18 protein-coding genes are annotated in these 18,353 nt (G+C 37.6%); 2 read left to right on the plus strand and 16 right to left on the minus strand.

All coding sequences use genetic code 11. The annotated features are described in order from the left end of the window. Position 1 precedes the first annotated feature (1 nt). The 16 genes from HMPREF0874_RS02560 to HMPREF0874_RS02635 all read right to left on the minus strand — a co-directional run bounded on the left by HMPREF0874_RS02560 (position 2) and on the right by HMPREF0874_RS02635 (position 15,863). The gene (locus HMPREF0874_RS02560) at positions 2–1,486 is read right to left on the minus strand and encodes a UDP-N-acetylmuramoyl-L-alanyl-D-glutamate--2,6-diaminopimelate ligase (RefSeq protein WP_039965004.1); all 1,485 of its coding nucleotides are present in this window, start codon (positions 1,484–1,486) and stop codon (positions 2–4) included. Positions 1,487–1,541: 55 nt separating this feature from the next. Beyond that, entirely contained in the window at positions 1,542–1,946 is a 405-nt protein-coding gene (gene ftsL / locus HMPREF0874_RS02565; RefSeq protein ID WP_008601237.1) for a cell division protein FtsL, read from the minus strand. A gap of 21 nt (positions 1,947–1,967) precedes the next feature. Beyond that, positions 1,968–2,900, minus strand: coding sequence for a 16S rRNA (cytosine(1402)-N(4))-methyltransferase RsmH (gene rsmH / locus HMPREF0874_RS02570; RefSeq protein ID WP_039965005.1), 933 nt, complete (start codon positions 2,898–2,900; stop codon positions 1,968–1,970). Between the two features lie 9 nt (positions 2,901–2,909). After that, the gene (gene mraZ / locus HMPREF0874_RS02575) at positions 2,910–3,341 is read right to left on the minus strand and encodes a division/cell wall cluster transcriptional repressor MraZ (protein ID WP_004696227.1); all 432 of its coding nucleotides are present in this window, start codon (positions 3,339–3,341) and stop codon (positions 2,910–2,912) included. Positions 3,342–3,743: 402 nt separating this feature from the next. After that, entirely contained in the window at positions 3,744–4,064 is a 321-nt protein-coding gene (gene trxA, locus HMPREF0874_RS02580) for a thioredoxin (protein WP_004696229.1), read from the minus strand. A 9-nt stretch (positions 4,065–4,073) separates the two neighbouring features. Beyond that, on the minus strand, positions 4,074–4,448 hold the full coding sequence (locus HMPREF0874_RS02585; RefSeq protein WP_039965007.1) for a CoA-binding protein: 375 nt from the start codon (positions 4,446–4,448) through the stop codon (positions 4,074–4,076). Between the two features lie 132 nt (positions 4,449–4,580). Further along, the gene (gene gluQRS, locus HMPREF0874_RS02590) at positions 4,581–5,555 is read right to left on the minus strand and encodes a tRNA glutamyl-Q(34) synthetase GluQRS (protein WP_008601245.1); all 975 of its coding nucleotides are present in this window, start codon (positions 5,553–5,555) and stop codon (positions 4,581–4,583) included. A gap of 80 nt (positions 5,556–5,635) precedes the next feature. Next, entirely contained in the window at positions 5,636–8,545 is a 2,910-nt protein-coding gene (locus HMPREF0874_RS02595; RefSeq protein WP_008601247.1) for an insulinase family protein, read from the minus strand. A 140-nt stretch (positions 8,546–8,685) separates the two neighbouring features. Beyond that, on the minus strand, positions 8,686–9,003 hold the full coding sequence (locus HMPREF0874_RS02600) for a hypothetical protein (protein ID WP_004696238.1): 318 nt from the start codon (positions 9,001–9,003) through the stop codon (positions 8,686–8,688). Between the two features lie 7 nt (positions 9,004–9,010). Next, entirely contained in the window at positions 9,011–10,240 is a 1,230-nt protein-coding gene (locus HMPREF0874_RS02605; RefSeq protein ID WP_004696945.1) for an aspartate kinase, read from the minus strand. Between the two features lie 319 nt (positions 10,241–10,559). Continuing rightward, positions 10,560–10,949: a class II SORL domain-containing protein gene (locus HMPREF0874_RS02610; protein ID WP_004696242.1), complete on the minus strand. Its 390-nt coding sequence runs from the start codon at positions 10,947–10,949 to the stop codon at positions 10,560–10,562. Between the two features lie 139 nt (positions 10,950–11,088). Beyond that, positions 11,089–11,631 carry a cob(I)yrinic acid a,c-diamide adenosyltransferase gene (gene cobO, locus HMPREF0874_RS02615; protein WP_008601251.1) on the minus strand — a complete coding sequence of 181 codons (543 nt, stop codon included), beginning with the start codon at positions 11,629–11,631 and terminating at the stop codon, positions 11,089–11,091. Between the two features lie 88 nt (positions 11,632–11,719). Continuing rightward, positions 11,720–13,096 (minus strand): cobyrinate a,c-diamide synthase, encoded by a 1,377-nt coding sequence (locus HMPREF0874_RS02620; protein WP_008601254.1) that lies wholly within the window; start codon positions 13,094–13,096, stop codon positions 11,720–11,722. Positions 13,097–13,125: 29 nt separating this feature from the next. Beyond that, a complete protein-coding gene (gene cobI, locus HMPREF0874_RS02625; RefSeq protein ID WP_039965009.1) occupies positions 13,126–13,833 on the minus strand; it encodes a precorrin-2 C(20)-methyltransferase in 708 nt (235 codons plus the stop codon). Between the two features lie 87 nt (positions 13,834–13,920). Beyond that, on the minus strand, positions 13,921–14,775 hold the full coding sequence (locus tag HMPREF0874_RS02630; RefSeq protein ID WP_024061918.1) for a sirohydrochlorin cobaltochelatase: 855 nt from the start codon (positions 14,773–14,775) through the stop codon (positions 13,921–13,923). A 206-nt stretch (positions 14,776–14,981) separates the two neighbouring features. Further along, entirely contained in the window at positions 14,982–15,863 is an 882-nt protein-coding gene (locus HMPREF0874_RS02635; protein WP_004696252.1) for a sirohydrochlorin cobaltochelatase, read from the minus strand. 460 nt (positions 15,864–16,323) lie between these two features. Between HMPREF0874_RS02635 and HMPREF0874_RS02640 the strand changes: the two genes are divergently transcribed. Together HMPREF0874_RS02640 and HMPREF0874_RS02645 are read left to right on the plus strand one after the other, a co-directional pair. After that, positions 16,324–17,313 (plus strand): sirohydrochlorin cobaltochelatase, encoded by a 990-nt coding sequence (locus tag HMPREF0874_RS02640; protein WP_004696254.1) that lies wholly within the window; start codon positions 16,324–16,326, stop codon positions 17,311–17,313. A gap of 51 nt (positions 17,314–17,364) precedes the next feature. Then, positions 17,365–18,306, plus strand: coding sequence for an ABC transporter substrate-binding protein (locus HMPREF0874_RS02645; RefSeq protein WP_008601258.1), 942 nt, complete (start codon positions 17,365–17,367; stop codon positions 18,304–18,306). Positions 18,307–18,353: the final 47 nt, after the last annotated feature.

Genomic DNA, 18,353 nt, shown 5'->3' on the forward strand with positions numbered 1-18,353 from the left:
ATTAGATCTCCTTGAGGGCTGCTCGCGCCTCTTCACGATCATCAAAATGGATCGTTTTATCCTTTAAGATTTGGTAATCCTCATGCCCCTTACCTGCAATGAGTACAATATCCCCAGATTTTGCATGTTGTATTGCATGTTGAATCGCTTCTCGACGATCAACGATAACTTCATAGTGAGTTCCTTCTCGAAGACCGTCTTTAACGCCTACTTCCACATCTTTAACAATTTGTACAGGATCCTCTGTACGCGGATTATCAGATGTAACATACACAACATCACCGTATTGTGCCGCAATGCGTCCCATAATAGGACGTTTGGTTGCATCTCGGTCACCGCCACAACCAAAGACTACAATAATACGATTTTCTTGAATAGCCTTTGCTGTTTGTAAAATATTTTCTAACCCATCTGGTGTATGTGCATAGTCTACAACAACAGCAAATGGTTGACCTTCTTCAATCAATTCAAAACGACCAGGTACAGCACTAAATGTTTTCAACGCTTTATCGATGTCTTCCATGGAAATACCTTCTAATAGGCAGGCACCAATAGCTGCTAATGTATTATACACATTAAACAAGCCAGTCGTATTCATTGCAACTGTATAGTCATGACCATCATAAGATACAGTATAACGGCTAGACTTTGGCGTCATATCAACGTCATGAGCATTCAATGTGCCGCTACCATCAATACTATAGGTAATGATAGGGGCTGTAGTTTTTTCAACAACCCGATGTCCATAGGCATCATCAATATTGATGACAGCACCCTTACCAGATTTTACTTGGTTTGGTTTGCTAACCTGTTCAAATAGTTTACATTTAGCTGCCAAGTAATTTTCAAATGTTTTGTGAAAGTCTAAATGATCTTGTGTAAGATTTGTAAATACAGCCGTATCATACTCAACACCAGATACGCGTCCTAAAGCCAACGCATGAGAAGATACTTCCATTACACAATGTGTAACACCCTCTTCTACCATTTGATGCAAAATATGTTGTAAATCTACTACGTCAGGAGTCGTATTATGAATCGGATATGATGTATCACCAATCATGATATGAACGGTGCCAATAACTCCTACTTTATGACCTTGTGCTTTCAAAATATGACGAATCATATGAGTTGTAGTCGTTTTACCATTAGTACCAGTGACACCAATCATGCGCATGGAATTGGCTGGATAATCAAAAAAGTATGGCACACAGGCCATCATAGCCGCACGTGTATCTTCAACAGTGATAACACAAACGTCACTACTTATCTCAACAGGTTTAGATACTAATACAGCTACTGCCCCAGCCTCAACAGCTTTATTAACATAATCATGTCCATCGACAGTAGCACCATCTAAAGCAATAAATAAACTACCTTCTTTTACAGCACGAGAATCAGCGGTAACATCTAAAATTTCAACAGCTGTATTACCTTCTACATGCGGTGCATGTAAGGTTTTTACTATATCTTGTAAGTGTTTCATATACAATCTCCTTTACACGCAAAGGAAAGCAGCCCAATACGAGCTGCTTCGCCTGCTAGTCTATAATTTGCTGTTTCTCTTGTACATTACGTTCAGTAACAGCGCTTTTTGTGCTATAAACAAAAGAATCAGGCAAAACCATTCCTAGTTGTTCTTCTGCGATTTGTTGGATACGTACAGGAGACTTCAAGGAAGCCACTTCAACGTCCAATGCATCGTTATCTTTTGTTAATTGTACTACAGCTTGCTGTGTTTTAACTACCTCATAGCCCAACTTTGTACTGTATGCATTCATAACCATCATAATAAGTAAGCATGCAACTAATGCAGCAATACCATATACAACTTGCCACATCATAGGGCTTAAATCTAAAGCTACGTTTGCACTACGTCTTCTCCCTTGTGCAATAACCAATATATCACCTTTTACTTGGCCCACAACAGCCTTTCTCGCTAACATAACACTTAACCCCTTCCAAATCTACAACTTTACTGCTACGCGCAATTTAGCGCTTCTAGCTCTCGGATTAACTTCAATCTCCCCTATACTTGGCTCTATAGCCTTATTCTTTGCCTTTACAACTGCCTTGTGATTACAAACACACACAGGCAATTGTGGAGGACATATACATGCAGTACTTAACTCTTTAAAAGTTTGCTTTGTAATTCGATCTTCCAAGGAGTGGAATGTAATAACTCCAATCTTTCCCTTTGGTTTTAACATCGATACAGCATCTACAAAACTATCATGCAAAATTGCTAATTCTCTATTTACTTCAATACGTATGGCCTGAAACGTCCGTTTTGCCGGATGAGGTCCATCTTGTCGCGCCTTTGCAGGTATTGCATTCTTAATAATTCTAACCAACTCACCAGTAGTAGTAATTCTTTTTTCTTGACGTGCTTCAACAATAAACTCGACAATTCGTTTAGCCCATCGTTCTTCCCCATAATCGCGGATAATTTGCAGTAATTGTTCACTGTCATATTCATTGACAATTTCCTCTGCCGTGAGAGGTGCATCTTTATCCATTCGCATATCAAGAGGTCCATCATTCATATATGAAAAACCTCGTTCAGGAGTATCTAGTTGATAGCTGGATACACCAAGATCAAATATAAAACCATCGACTTCATAAATGCCCGCATTTTGGAGAGCGTCTTTTAAGTTAGAAAAGTTTGTAGGTATCGTTAACACCTGACATTTCAAATCAGATAAACGCTGTCGAGCTACACTCAAAGCATCTTCATCTTGATCTAAACCTATAATCATGCCTTCTGGATCTAGTATCTCGCCCACTGCATGAGCATGTCCTGCCCCACCAAGGGTACAGTCCACATAAATGCCTTTTGGATTAGTTACGACGGAGTCCACCGTTTCACGTAAGAGTACGCTAGTATGATTAAATTCCATCATAGCCTCCTATAACATAATCCCTTCAAGCCCTTCAACTAATTCTTCCATACTTTCAGCCACTTGCTCATCATAGAAATCGTATTTTTCACGGCTCCAAATTTCAACGTGGTCTCCAGCACCTACAATAACAGCCTGTTTATCAAGGCTTGCATATTCACGTAATGGTACAGGAATGAGGACACGACCTTGTTTATCATATTCAAGTTCAGCAGCACTACCAAAAACAAAACGTTTTAAAGCACGCACGCTAGCTTTAGTGGAGGATTGTGATTGTAAAGCTGTAGAAATTTTTTTCCATGCCTCTTCGGTGTAAATAGCCAAGCAGTTATCTAGGCCTTTTGTAACGATGCACAAATCGCCTAGTTGTTCACGTATTTTAGCAGGTATAATCATCCGCCCTTTTGTATCAATGGTGTGATTATATTCGCCCATGAACATATGTATCACCGCCCTTTACTATTTCTTATCCACCACTATATGGTAAATTCTACCACAATTCCCCACCTTTCACAATAAAAAATCTATTTTTATCCCACTTTTTTATATTTTTCTTGTTTAATCTCTATTTTTCTCCTCTTTTCTACAATACATATGTTCGATTAAATATTCAAAAATAAACAATTTAAACCACTCTCCACCACAATTGCATAATACCAATCCTTAAATGGACATAAACCCCACTTTTAGATGTATTATGTTTAGGAACTCAATGTATTATGTTTAGTAACGCATAAACGTTATATATATTTAGGTCTATATTAAAAAAGCAAAAAACCTCATCAATGTACAACACATACATTGATGAGGTTTTCCTCTATTTATATGATTTTAATTATAGTATTAGAATTTAGATTCGATAGCCGCTTGAAGATCGCCTTTAGGCAAGAAACCAATTTTACGGTCTACTACTTCACCATCTTTTAGAATAACGAATGTAGGCAATACTTCAACTTGTAAGTTACGTGCTAATTCTGGTTCTTCATCAGCGTTTACTTTTACAAAGTTAGCTTTACCTTCAAGCTCACCTGCAATTTCTTCAATGATTGGCATCATACGTACGCAATAACCGCACCATGGAGCCCAGAAGTCAACAACAGTAACACCACCTTGGTTTACTAAATCTTGATATTCAGCAGTTTTTAAATCTTTTAATTCGCTCATTGTACCCTCCTACGGTAATTGAACTAATACACAATCTTGAATGACATGCAGATCTAAAGCATGTGCTTTTTCAACAACAGATGGTTTATCCGCCCCTGGTTGCAACCACACAACAGGAATGCCAAGTTCTTTGCATTCATCAAGTGCAGCTAACCCCGCTGCTTCTGGTACAACAAAATCTACCACAGCAGGCACAACGGGAAGTGCAGAAAGACTAGAGTAACAAGTGTCTCCATCTATTTCTGCAATATTAGGATTGACTGGATATACTTCATATCCGTGATCTTTAAGACATTTATAAATCTTATAACCGAACTTCTCGGTTTTATGGGTAGCTCCAATAACGGCCCATACTTTTTGATCTAAAGCTTGTTGAATTGTCATTTCGACCACCTCTTATATACTATTATAAATAAATATCGAATATTGTCAATATATTATATCGAATTATATAGTTAAAGAATTATTCTCTTTTAGCAAACATCCTATAACATAAATCAATACTATTTTACTACTCTATTCTTTAATTTGTATCTCAATCGTTTTCTGACTAAGACTAGGTACATTTAAATCAATCTCAATTAATTCAGATAAACTAATTTCTCTACGACTTAATGTATGAGCCTCAACTACCCCCCCTACAATAGCCAGCTCACCTAAAATTCTATTAGGAGACCATTGATTTTCACGTAATTCACGAATAGTAATACTCTTTTGTCGCTTAGATAATCTATGCCCTTCAGAATCAATTAATAATGGAGCATGCCCATAAGAAGGTAGTTGTATATTTTTAGATTTGAAACTGGTTTGTAATGTTCTATATAAATATATTTGCTGCCCTGTAGTCTCTAGTAAATCGTCTCCACGAATGACCTCTGTTATCCCCATAGCAATATCATCCAGTACAACAGCTAAATTATAGGCATACATACCGTCACCACGACGCAATACATAATCATCTAATTCACCTTCCAAATGAATATGTTGAAAGCCTTGCCAACGATCTACGAAATCTATATCACAGGAATTAACGGCTAAACGTAAAGATGGTTCCTTAGACATCATAAACTCTTTTATCAATTTATCCTCTAGATGGCGGCAATGACCATCATATCGATGTACTACCTCTCCTACATGGGGCGCCGAAGCAATAGAATGCAATCTTGTGCGATTACAAAAGCAAGGATAAATTAGTTTTTCTGATGCAAGATTTTCTAATACGTCTCCATAATATGTTTGTCGTTCACTTTGCCAATATGTTGCTTCTGGACCACCAACGCGAGGTCCTTCATCCCATTCAAATCCTAGCCACTCTAAATCATCTAATAGAGCTTCCCCTAACTCACGTTTAGAGCGTTGGATGTCTATATCCTCCATTCGCACAACATACTGCCCTTTTTGTTGCTTCGTAGAAATATAAGATAAGAGGGCTATCCATACATTTCCGAGATGGATATATCCTGTGGGGCTTGGAGCAAATCGTCCTTTCATGATGCTCTCCTACAGTACAAAACAAGTGGCATATCCCGTAAACTTACACAGAATATGCCACTATAAATGATATAAAACGATTATCCTAGAGAAATAATGTTATCGAATACCTTACCAGCGTCTTTAATTTTTTGTTCATTCCCCATTGTACAAATATGATTATCCTTCAATACTGGTTCTACCACATCTGCTAAAGCAACGATATCCTCTGGCTTACAAGCGATAACTTGTTTACGAAACTCTACCTTATCCTCTAGTTTAGCACCGCTAAAATACATTCCCATCGCACGTGGACCACGCAACGCAGGAGTCATAGGCAAGTCCAAGGAGCTCATAGTACCGATAATATATTTACGCATCTCACGATCAGTCAACGTAAACTCACGAAGGTATTGAGGTAATTCTTTATATACATTTAATGTTTCTACCAAGTTTGGATCGCGATAGCTACAGAAAATCATATTACCATCGTCATAGAAGTTTGCAAAGGCACCGTAAGCACCGCCTTGTACACGAATACGAATCCATAGATACTCATAGCGTAAAATCGTTTCCAATACACTCATTGGGCCTACGTGTTTATACCCATGGTCTATAAAGTTACCACCTTGAGCTACGTATTGAACTTTACCAGCTGTAACGATACCATCATTACCAGACAAACGCGTAATTTTTAATGTATCATTACTTAAGTCAGTAGTATCCCAGGTTTCAATCAATGGTTTCATGAGATGTTCAAAGGCTTCTAATTCGCCTTCTTCACCAACGAACATGATATCCACATTATTAGCACGGAAAATCTTACGAGCCACATCAGCTAATTTTTCAGGCAATAATGGTAATGCCGCAGGATTAGAAGCCAATTCGCTAATCTTTTGATAGTAACCAAAGTTACCATTATCTCTAAATTTACCAACTGCAGATACTTGTGCCATAACACGTTGACTTACAATGGAGTTGCCACGACGAAACGCTTCATTATCCCAAATAGCTTTGCTTTCTTGAACAAGTTCGGTCAAGCGTCTATGGTCACTATAATCTGCTTTTTGTACTACTTCGTTAATCAAACGGCATAAGTCAGGTAATTTAGAATGCAAGGCTTTAGCTCGAACAATCATGAGAGGCGTAAATTCATCACGCTTACCATCTTTGCTAATAGCCGTAATATCTGAGCTTAAACCACCAAGATTCATATTGATATCTTTCGCCAATGCTTCATAGCCACGTTCAGATGTGTTGATACGACCGATAATATCACTTAGAATATCGGCATAGAACAACTCATCTTCTGTAAGACAACTTAAATTAAAGTAAAGACCTACATAGTTGATGCCTTTTGTGAAAGTAGGTACAAAATGTACTGTAGTATTGCCAATTTTACTTTCACGACGTTCTACTTCTTCAATATTAGGATTTAAATCTGATAATTCAAGCAATGGAATCGACGCTAATGCTTCGTCACTATCTGGAGCCTCTTGACGAAGTTTAAGTCGTTTTGTTTGCTCTACAATTGCTTCGATTTCTTCTGGAGACATCTTAGCTTTTACAGCGGCTAAATGCTCTTTAACCTCTGCATCCTTGCGCTCTTGAAGACCACGTTCAGGATAAATAGAAACAAGCACTTTATGATTGTTATTTAAGATAGATTGACGAATCAAATCTTCAAAGTACGTACCAGATAAGCCCTTGCGAATATTCACTAATGCTTCTTCGTAGTGTAATAGCTCCAGTGGATCATTGTCATATAGCCAATTATCCATCATACGAATAACATAAGCTAAACCGATTGGGCGACCACCAAAGTCGCTTTCACGAAGAGCAAACTCAATACTATTCAAAGAAGCTTCTAATAATTCTTTATCTAAACCGTTATCACAAAGTTCTTGCAATGTAGATTCCACAATACGCTGCAAGTCAGCTTGTTTATCGAGATTGGAACCAGTTGCTTGCACGGTCCACATTGGTTGACGAATACTATCAAGATAATAACCACTTACATCAGAGCCGATACCTGCTTTCACCAAAGCCTGTTTAAGAGGAGCCGCAGGAGATGTCAACAAAGCATGTGTTAAAATCTCAAAAGCCAAGCTATGCTCAGGTGTTACATCAGGCAAAACATAGGCAAAAGAATGCAAAGTACGGTTATCTGTAGGTTCTTCAGAACCTACGCTGTATGGATAGCTCACCACTTTACCTTCCATAAATGGAGCTTGTAAGCCAACCTCAGTATCAACCTCAATAGCATCGAAATGACTTAAGTACTCATCATTCAAGAATGCTAATTGCTCTTCAATATTCATATCACCATAAAGGAAAATATAACTATTGGACGGATGATAATGAACGCGATAGAACTCTTGGAACTCTTCATAAGTTAAATCTGTAATATGATCAGGATCCCCACCAGAATCAACACCGTAAGTGGTATCTGGGAAAAGCTCACGCATCATTTGACGTTCTAAAACGGAATCCGGAGAGGAATAAACCCCCTTCATCTCATTGAATACAACACCTTTATAGGTAAGTTCATCTTCCGCATTATCTAGTTCATAATGCCAACCTTCTTGCATCACGATTTCTGCATCATCGCGAACGCGTGGATACAATACAGCATCAAGATATACGTCCATCAAATTGTGGAAGTCTTTATCGTTTTTGCTGGCTACTGGATACATCGTTTTATCAGGATATGTCATAGCGTTTAAGAACGTGTTTAAAGACCCCTTAACAAGCTCAACAAATGGCTCTTTTAAAGGAAATTTACGAGAACCACATAAAACGGAATGTTCCATAATATGTGCTACACCAGTACTATTATGTGGCGTTGTTCTAAAAGCGATATTGAATACTTTATTAGAATCTGGTGAATCAATATAAATTAAACGTGCACCAGACTTTTCGTGTTTCATTTCATAAGCGGTACCATTGATCTCATCAATGCGCTCAATGCGGTCAAGGCGAAAGCCAGAATAAACCTTATTTATTTCCATGCTGTCCCTTCTTTCTATACAAATATAATGATTTCTCTCTGAATAATTTATTATATCATATCGATGACTCTATATATAGATGTTAAGAATAATTATCGAATTACAAAACCCCATAGGCAAGTATACCCATGGGGTTCATATTATTTATTATGTTGCATCTGCCACTTTTGATTGCGACGTAAGGTTAATAAGCCTTCTAACACGGCTTCAAATTGTATAAAGCTCAATGTATATGGTTGATACATATCTGGTACAACCTTGTAAGTAATAGTAACCTCAGACTTATCGTAATCATAGAAGATACCATGTAAATTACTCATTGTTGTATAACCAGTTTGAGCTTGTTCCAATGTTGGAATAGGCTGATTTTTTAGATTTCCTAGTAGATCGCTAATGAAACCTTCCTTACGACCTTGGTCATTGAGCATTTCATCCATAAAACTACGTAGACTATCCATGAAGTAATTAACCTCGTTGATCTAATAATAAGCCATTATGAATTACACGAACGGCATCTTTTACGCGATCTTCAGCAACAAGACAAGAAATACTAATTTCAGAAGTAGAAATGATTTCAATATTGATACCTTCTTGGCTCAAGATATCAAACATTTGCGCAGCTACACCAGGTTGTCCTAACATACCTGCACCAATAATGGAAACTTTCGCCATTTTTTCATCGATATTAACAGCTTCAATATCTACTGCTTTTTGTAATTCTTCTAATACTTCTCGAGCTAGTACCACATCATCCATAGCTACTGTAAAGATAAGATCAGTTTTTGGTTCTCCCACAGAACGGATAGATTGAACAATCATATCTACGTCAACGTTTCTAGCAGCTAATGCTTTAAATACAGTCGCTGCAACGCCTGGTTTATTTTCAACGCCTACAAGGGCTACTTTTGCTGTATTTGTATCATCAGCTACGCCAGTAATTACGTGTTTATTTGCTTCCACAGTATAATCCTCCCGAATAATAGTACCTGGTTTATCACTAAATGTAGAACGTACATGAATAGGTACACCATAACGGAAACCCATTTCTACGGCACGCGGTTGCATTACACCTGCACCAAGGCGTGCCATTTCAAGCATTTCACCATACGTTACTTCTTCTAATTTGAAAGCTTCCTTCGCCACGCGAGGATCTGTAGAATATACGCCGTCTACATCCGTAAAAATCTCACATACATCAGCTTTCATAGCACCTGCCAATGCAACAGCTGTTGTATCAGAGCCCCCACGGCCTAATGTCACCATATCACCATATTCAGTTATACCTTGGAAACCAGCAACTACTACAATTTTACCTTCATCCAAAGCTTCAAACACACGATTAGGATCAACGCCCAAAATGCGACCTTTATTAAACGTATCACTACTTGTAATACCTGCTTGATCACCTGTTAAGGATACAGATTCCTGACCACGTTCGTTAAAAGCCATTGCCATCAATGCAATTGTTACTTGTTCACCTGTAGATAACAAACGATCCATTTCACGACCATACGGCTTGGATGTAACTTGTTTAGCTAAGGCCACCAAGTCATCAGTTGTATCACCCATAGCGGATACAACAAGAACGATTTTATCGTCAGCTTGCTTCTCACGAAGAACGCGATCAACAATATTAAATATTTTTTCTGGTGTAGCTACAGAACTACCACCAAATTTTTTAACGATTAAGGCCACAATAATCCCTCATTTAACTATGTTTACTAAATATCAATATGCATATACTTTACCACAAACAAATAGCACTGTAAAGGGATGTACAGCAATTAATCCACTGGAGTGATACAAAACTCCTTTTTATGCGGACACTAAAAATCAAATAATATGTTTATAATATTATGAATATGCATTAAATAATCCTAACATATATTAGCCATAATGCCATTAAATACCTACTATTGAAAGTTTAACTTTACCTCATTATTAAGCTATGTAAACACATAGATATACAAAAAGACCAGCCCTCGGGCTGGTCTTTATTAGTTGTAATAGTTAATTAAGCAACTACGATATCTTTTTCGGATTCCCACAAGCCATGGATATTGCAGTAGGAAACAGCGATCAATTTACCGGATTTTTTCAAAGCTACTGCTAAAGTACCTTCAGAAACTGCTGCTACAGGACCTTCGTTTGCAGTTGCACCGTCACCATGAACGTTGAACTCGATAGCGCCAACTTCGAATGGTAATTGAGTGCCTTCAGCTACGAAGTACAATTTAATCCAATCAATGTGATGTTCTACAGTGTTTGGATGTGCAATATCTTTACCTACGGATAAAGTAACGTGGAATGTTTCACCTGCTTTTACAGTATCAACTGTTTCGATAACAGGAACGTGTTTTTCAGTAGCGAAATCGCCAGATTTAATGTAATCATGTACAGCCATAGTTAACCTCCTGGTTAGTCTTATATACATACTTAATGTCAAGAATATTGAGCACCTCTGTGCTTATAACTATATTATACATTTTCGATATAGTTTTAGCAAGGTCTTTTTCGATTATTTTCGATTTTTTTGAATTAAATCAAAATTCTATTCCTTTAGCAGCTTTTATTCCCTTTTCATAAGCATGCTTTACTACCTTCATTTCTGTTACAGTATCCGCCATATCAATGATTTCAGGTTTAGCATAACGCCCCGTCAAAACAACATGAAGTCTTTTAGGCTTATTTTTTAGCATTTCCACTACAGAATTCACATCAATAAGCTCATAATTAATAGCATTATTTATTTCATCCATAACAATTAGATCCCATTTGTCGGAGTTTACTTCTTCTACCAATGTACGCCAAGCGGCTTGTGCTGCTTCTTTGTGGCGAGCAAGCTCAGCTTCCCCTACTTCATCCCGTTTATAGTAAATAAAGCCTTTTCCCATAGAGCGAATTTCAACTTGATCACCTAGTTTAGCGAGACCTGACAATTCACCATAGCCATTGCCGCTCTTAATAAATTGTAATATAAGAACCTTGAAACCTTGTCCGACAGCACGTAAAACAACGCCTAATGCAGCTGTTGTTTTACCTTTACCATTCCCTGTATTAACTAGAATTAACCCACGTTCTTCCATAATAGCTCCTTTAATACGAACTGTCCCGCAGAATGTAATTGTGATAACACTTAGTCATATAAACCTATTAAATACATTTATACATCTATTACTTTTGGGCTTTATAAACAGCACATGTATCAACAAAGTGTTGTGCCCCTTCATCAGAGCCAGCAAAGTTCAAATGTAAGTAAGAAGCTAATACATTTTCTGTTGCATAGCCGCCGTCATACGATTGAGGTTTACGGCCCCCTTCTAAATGAAAAGCCCATGGGAAGTCATCTATAGTTGGCTCCATTGTAGAGAAATGGAACTCATGACCATGAATGGCTGTATTCATAGCGCCTAGCAAAGTATCTCTCTTTGCAGTTGCTGTAACATAGCCCACCTTTTGAAGCTTTTGTTGCATCACACAATTGGCAGGTACAATACCTACAGTTTTATATATAGAACCTTCGAAGTCATGAATATTTTCACAAAGATACATGAGGCCACCACACTCGGCATATATAGGCATACCTTTTTCATTAGCTTGGCGGATAGATTCCTTCATAGACTCATTACTAGATAACTGGAATAAAAACATTTCTGGGAAGCCACCACCGAATACAAGTCCGTCTACATCAGGAATCACAGAGTCATTAAGGGGACTAAAGTAAACAAGCTCAGCCCCTTTTTCCTCTAACGCAGCAAGACTAGCTGGATAGTAAAAAGAGAACGCCTCATCATAAGCTACACCGATTTTCACACGTTTTTCAATGGTTTTAACATCTATAGAATCTGGTAGTTCGATAGTTGGTGCATTAGTAGCAATTTCCAATAGTGCATCGAGATTTACCATTTTCTCAACAGCTTCTCGAATCGTATTAATCGCCTCTGTTGGATCAATTTCAGTAACCGGTGTAAGTCCTAAATGACGTTCTGGAGAATGCATACGATCATCACGATAAATGGCACCAATAACGGGTACACCGATTTTATCCATTCCTTCACGAACCATACGCTCATGATTAGCAGAGCCTAAGCGGTTTAAGATAACACCACCAAAGTTTACCTCTGAGTCATAGTCACGGAAGCCTTTTGCAATAGCAGCTGCACTTTCACCCATAGCCTTGCAATCGATAACAAGCACCACTGGTGCATTTAACTGTTTAGCAATTTGAGCCGTAGAACTAACGCCTTCTCGACCACCATCGTAAAGGCCCATAACACCTTCAATAATGGCAAGGTCTACATCGTGCGCCATAGTAGCAAAGAAAGGAGTTAACTTGTGAGGTGGCACGAGCCACGTATCTAAATTATAGCTGTCACGGCCGGATGCAATTTTATGAAAGCCCGGATCGATATAATCCGGGCCCACTTTAAAAGATTGCACCGTACGTCCACCATTTGCATAAGCGGCCAATAAGCCCGCTACGATAGTTGTTTTACCAACACCAGAGTTGGTACCAGCAATGACAACACGTGGAATCTGTACTGTGTTCATAGATATTACCTCGTAATACGACGTGTTTGTTAACGATCCTTGCGTTTTGCAAGAATTGTTGATAAGTAGTTGAGTTTAGTATCTTTTGGTATATTATCTAAACCTATAAATACTTGCTCATCAGGCAAACCTACACGGCTAATCATAACCGCATCATCTGCCATATTATGTTTAATCAAGGTTTCTTGTACTTCATCAAAGTTTTTATATACCTTCATGATAACTGCATCATCTGCAACAGCCAATACAGCATCGATTTTTTCTTTAGGCGCTGTAGCTGGAACGATGGCCAATACTTCTTCCTTCTCTACGATTGGGTAGCCAAGGTGAGATCCGATTGCACAGAATGCAGTAACGCCAGGAATTGTTTCAATTTCATGACCTGTATTTTCAATCAAACGATATACATACATATATGTACTGTAGAACATAGGGTCACCCAATGTTAAGAATACAACACTTTTACCTTCATCTAAGTAAGACAAGATAACGCGTTTAGCCTCTTGCCAGCCTTCCTCTTGCGTAGAATCATCCAACACCATTGGGAATACTACGGGAACGATTTCTGTATGTTCTTGGATATATGGGGATGCGATATCAAGGGCTACGGAACCATCTTTTTTTTCTGTTTTAGGTGTGATGATAATATCTGCTTCACCTACGATGCGAGCAGCTTTCACAGTCATTAATTCAGAATCGCCAGGGCCTACGCCAATACCATATAATTTACCTTTCATGGGTATCTCCTATTCTTATAGTCACACTTCTATTTATAATTGCAATATCTTTTATTATAACCAATTTATACAATATATACAAAGATACTATTTAATATTTGGAATTGCAGGACGATGTGGGCTACGTTTGCCATACAAATCATCAATACAATCTTGCACATGTTGACGGAAAATATCATGAATCGCTTCATATTCACCTAGAGCACTATGAATTGGTTTAACCGCATATCCTGCTCCAGAAAGTTCATTAACAACACTATCCTCTTCGTCACCAAATAAATCATTTTGTGCATGATCCCCGAGTACCAATAATAAAGGATGTACATAAATTGTTTTTGGACGTTTACCATCAAGCCATTCCCAAGGCATTGCTACATCTGACACATATGGTGCGTTTTCAAGTACAGCAATACGCACATTCGTAAGTCCATTACGGATTAGCTTAAACTGTAAATTACCATATGAAGAATTGCCAGAACCAAGACCTCCATGACCGACCAATAACAAACCATCATCTTTGGAAATATTAAGAGATTTAATGAAACGGTCAATCAAGATTTGGTAATCATCTGGGTGCTCTTCTTGTCCCATATAGTATACGAGAGGTCTACCTACACGCAATACTTCGAGTTGACCTTCACCTTCATGAGCAAGGATATTATTTTTCAATTTATCGAACTCTTCACCACCGGTGAAATGAAGTGGCTGCACATATACATGTGTATAACCTTCTCGAATTAGTTTTTCTAACGCCCCTTGTTCAGTAGGAATCTCAATACCACGCTCACGTAAGCGCTTAACGATGATACGAGAGGAAAAAGCTAATTCTACAGTATAATCCGGATACGATTTACGAATATGTTCTACTACGGAATCGATATTATGTTCACGAGCACTGTCCACAGTGGATCCAAAGGCAACAACTAAGATAGCTTGTTTCATGAATGTCTCCTTATATTAACTAATAATGTATCTTAATCATACCATAGACCATTCTATAGGGGCATACCGTGGTACGTATAAAATAGAAATTATTCTTATCTTTCATGGTAAATGTAAAAATCCTCCTCATTGGATGTCCAACAAGGAGGATTTTTATTAATGTGAAAGAGTGGAGTGTTGTATGTCTAATTATGTAATAACAAATATCAAGAAATCAAACCTTGCGCTTCTAAGCGAGAATTTGTCATGACAGGTTTTACGGATTCTCTAGGCATGGGCCGTTTACGATCAGACATGCGGATAGCTTGACCTAAATGTTTCAAGAATAAATCTTGTACATGTGGATTTTCCCCAAGCCCTTCATTCCAGATATCAACATTGTAGCCTTCCTCAGCGAGTAAAGCATAAATGGAATCGGAGCGTTCACCGCCAAGATAGTCCATTAAATGTGTAGAACCTATGAGAGCCAATGGTACAACTAATAAATCTTTATGCCCCATACGATCCAAGAAAGTAAGAGCTTGTTTGAATGTAGGGAAACCATTTGTAGTAAATACTACTACGTTTGGCGCTGCTCCATACATAGCTTTTAATTGCAATGTACTGAACTCTAATTGATTTTGACCATTTGCCATGAGCACAACAGATTTATTAAGTGCTTTTGTATTAACGTGACGAACAATGCTTTCTAATGTTGCTTCATAATCATCGGCATAATTTTTTACACCTAAAGAGGTAAGCAATGGTTTACCAATATTTACCTGGCTAAAACCATATTCATTGCTATGTAAAAATTTTAATGCTTGTTTGCGCATTTGTTGGTAGCACTGATCTGCCACCAATGTAATAGGTTGAATGTACACCTCATCGATACCCATACGAGCGAAATCTTGCATAGCCTCTGTGAAAGAAGAAATCTTATCCTCGTACTTCTCATTCCACTTCTCTACTAATGCATCAGATAAGAATACACGGCGTACCTCCATATCGCTATACATGGAACGTACTTTTTTCTCTATACTGCCAATGGATTTCTCCACAGCATCTTGGTAAATTGATCCAAAGGATGCAATAATTATGCCTTTCATATGTGACCTCCATATTACTCATACATGAAACAACTTTCACAATTGAAAATTGTTATCAACTACTATGTAATAATAGTACAAGATTAATCTATAGAAGTCAATGAGAAAAAATATCAAAATTAATATTTATAACGATTGATTTAATTGTAGTAATATTATGGGGCCCCATCAAAATAATCCTAAATAAAATTACTTATATATTCACATATTCATATCCTTATAACCAATAAGAATATAATTATAAAATGTACTATCATACTTTATTCATCACATTAATTTATTAAAAACTTTTTAATTTCTCTATACTTCTAGGGGTATAGGGTTTATTGACACCTGTTTTCCGCTTTGTTACGATTGAAATAAGGTTATATATATGCGATGAATCCATAGTTTTCATATAATAGAACTATGTAAATGATTGCATATTAGTGTAGTTATAGTTATAGATAGGAGTATAGAAATGAAAAAACAATTAGCTTTAGCATCCGCTATTCTAGGTCTTGCAGTATCCTTTGGTGCACCAGTTGTATCTAATGCTGCATATCAATTAAATGAGGAAGTAAAAGATCCTACACCAGCATTGAAAGAAGCCGCTGCAATTGGTGTTCGTACACATAATACAGAAGCTTTACAAAACTTGCCAAACAAAGATGCTATGGTTGTTATGAGCTTTGGTACAACTTATAAAGATACTCGTGTGAAAACAATCGATGCTACTGTAGATGCTATTAAGGCAGCTCACCCAAATACTAAAGTGATAACTGCTTTCACAAGCCATATTATTCGTGATCGTATCCAACAAAAAGAAGGTATAACATACCCTACGCCTGAAGAAGCTTTAGCTGAACTTAAAAAAGATGGTTACACTCGCGTTGCATTGGCATCTCTAGATGTAATTCCTGGTATGGAATATAACTACGATGCAGCAGTATATAATTTATACAAAAATGATTTCAAAAAAATGACACTCGGTACTTCTCTTATGTACTGGATGGGTCAAGAAAACCAAACTGACCAAGTTATTGAAACATTAAAAGCTGTTCAATCCCAATTCCCTAAATTAGGTAAAGAAGATGGTCTTCTTATCATGGCTCATGGTACTCCAGATCCTTCCAATGCATACTATTCTGTAATTCAAGACCGTATCCATACTCTTGGCATGAAAAATGTATTCATCTACACAGTAGAAGGTACACCAAATCTTGAACAAGTTATCCCTCAATTGAAATTACATGGTATTAAACATGTTACATTGATGCCTTTCATGATGGTTGCTGGTGACCATGCAAACAACGACATGGCTGGTAACGAACCAGATTCCCACAAATCCATTCTTGAAAAAGAAGGCTTCAAAGTTGACACTTACATCCATGGTTTAGGTGAAAACCAAAACATCCGTAACTTATTCGTTGAACGTGCTAACGAAGCTTGGGATGCATTAGAAAAATAATCAATATAACTAAGATCGTTATTGCATATATAACATTCATAGGAGTACATCATGAAAAAACTACTACTCGGTAGTATCGCTTTGGTTATGATTGTACTAGCACTAGCTGGGTGTGGTAAAACCACATCCAGCTCTTCTGCTACTACGAAGGAGTTGACCTTTAATGGTCAAACCTATACTGTACCAAAGGATCCACAAAAAATTGCTGTATTATCTAATTCTGTTTTATCTATGCTTTATGCTGTCGATGGTAAAGCCATTAGCCGTGCCAATACAACGGATAAATTAGCCCCAGAATTAGAAGCTCTACCCGCTCTTGGTCAAACTGCAAATATCAACATGGAACAACTATTAGGCTTGAAGCCAGATGTAGTATTGGGTTTAGTAAATCAACATAAAAAATATGAATCCCAATTACAAGCTAATAATATTCCAACCGTACTTTTTGATTACGATGGTATTAAAGATAATGTACCAATGTTAACATTCCTTGGCGAGTTAACCAACCATCAAGATAAGGCTAAATCTGTTATTAATACCTATGAAAGCAATATTACCAAGGTAAAAGATGCTGTTAAGAATCAACAGCCTGCACGTGTTGCCGTATTACGTGCCACAGGAAAAGGTGTAACTGCCGAAACTGATGAAGCAGTTACTGCATCTATGGTAAAAGAACTAGGCATGACAAACGTTGTTGCCTCCCACTTAGAAGGCACAACTAAGGATAAAACTGTCCCTTACTCTCTTGAAACATTGACTGCAGATAACCCTGATATTATCTTTGTTGTTACAATGGGTAAAGAAGAAGAAATTACAAAAGCTATGAAACAAGCTATGACAGATAATCCTGCATGGGCTAATTTAAAAGCCGTACAAAATAACCGCGTAATATACTTACCATCTAAACTATTCCTATTAAACCCAGGACTACAAACACCTGAAGCTATGGCACGTTTAGTTAAAGAAGCATACGGTATTAATGTTACATTCTAACATATTGTATCATGCGAAAGAGGGCATCCCCCAAATAGGGAATGCCC

It is taken from the genome of Veillonella sp. 6_1_27, assembly GCF_000163735.1.
In the GTDB taxonomy this organism is placed as follows: domain Bacteria; phylum Bacillota; class Negativicutes; order Veillonellales; family Veillonellaceae; genus Veillonella; species Veillonella parvula_A.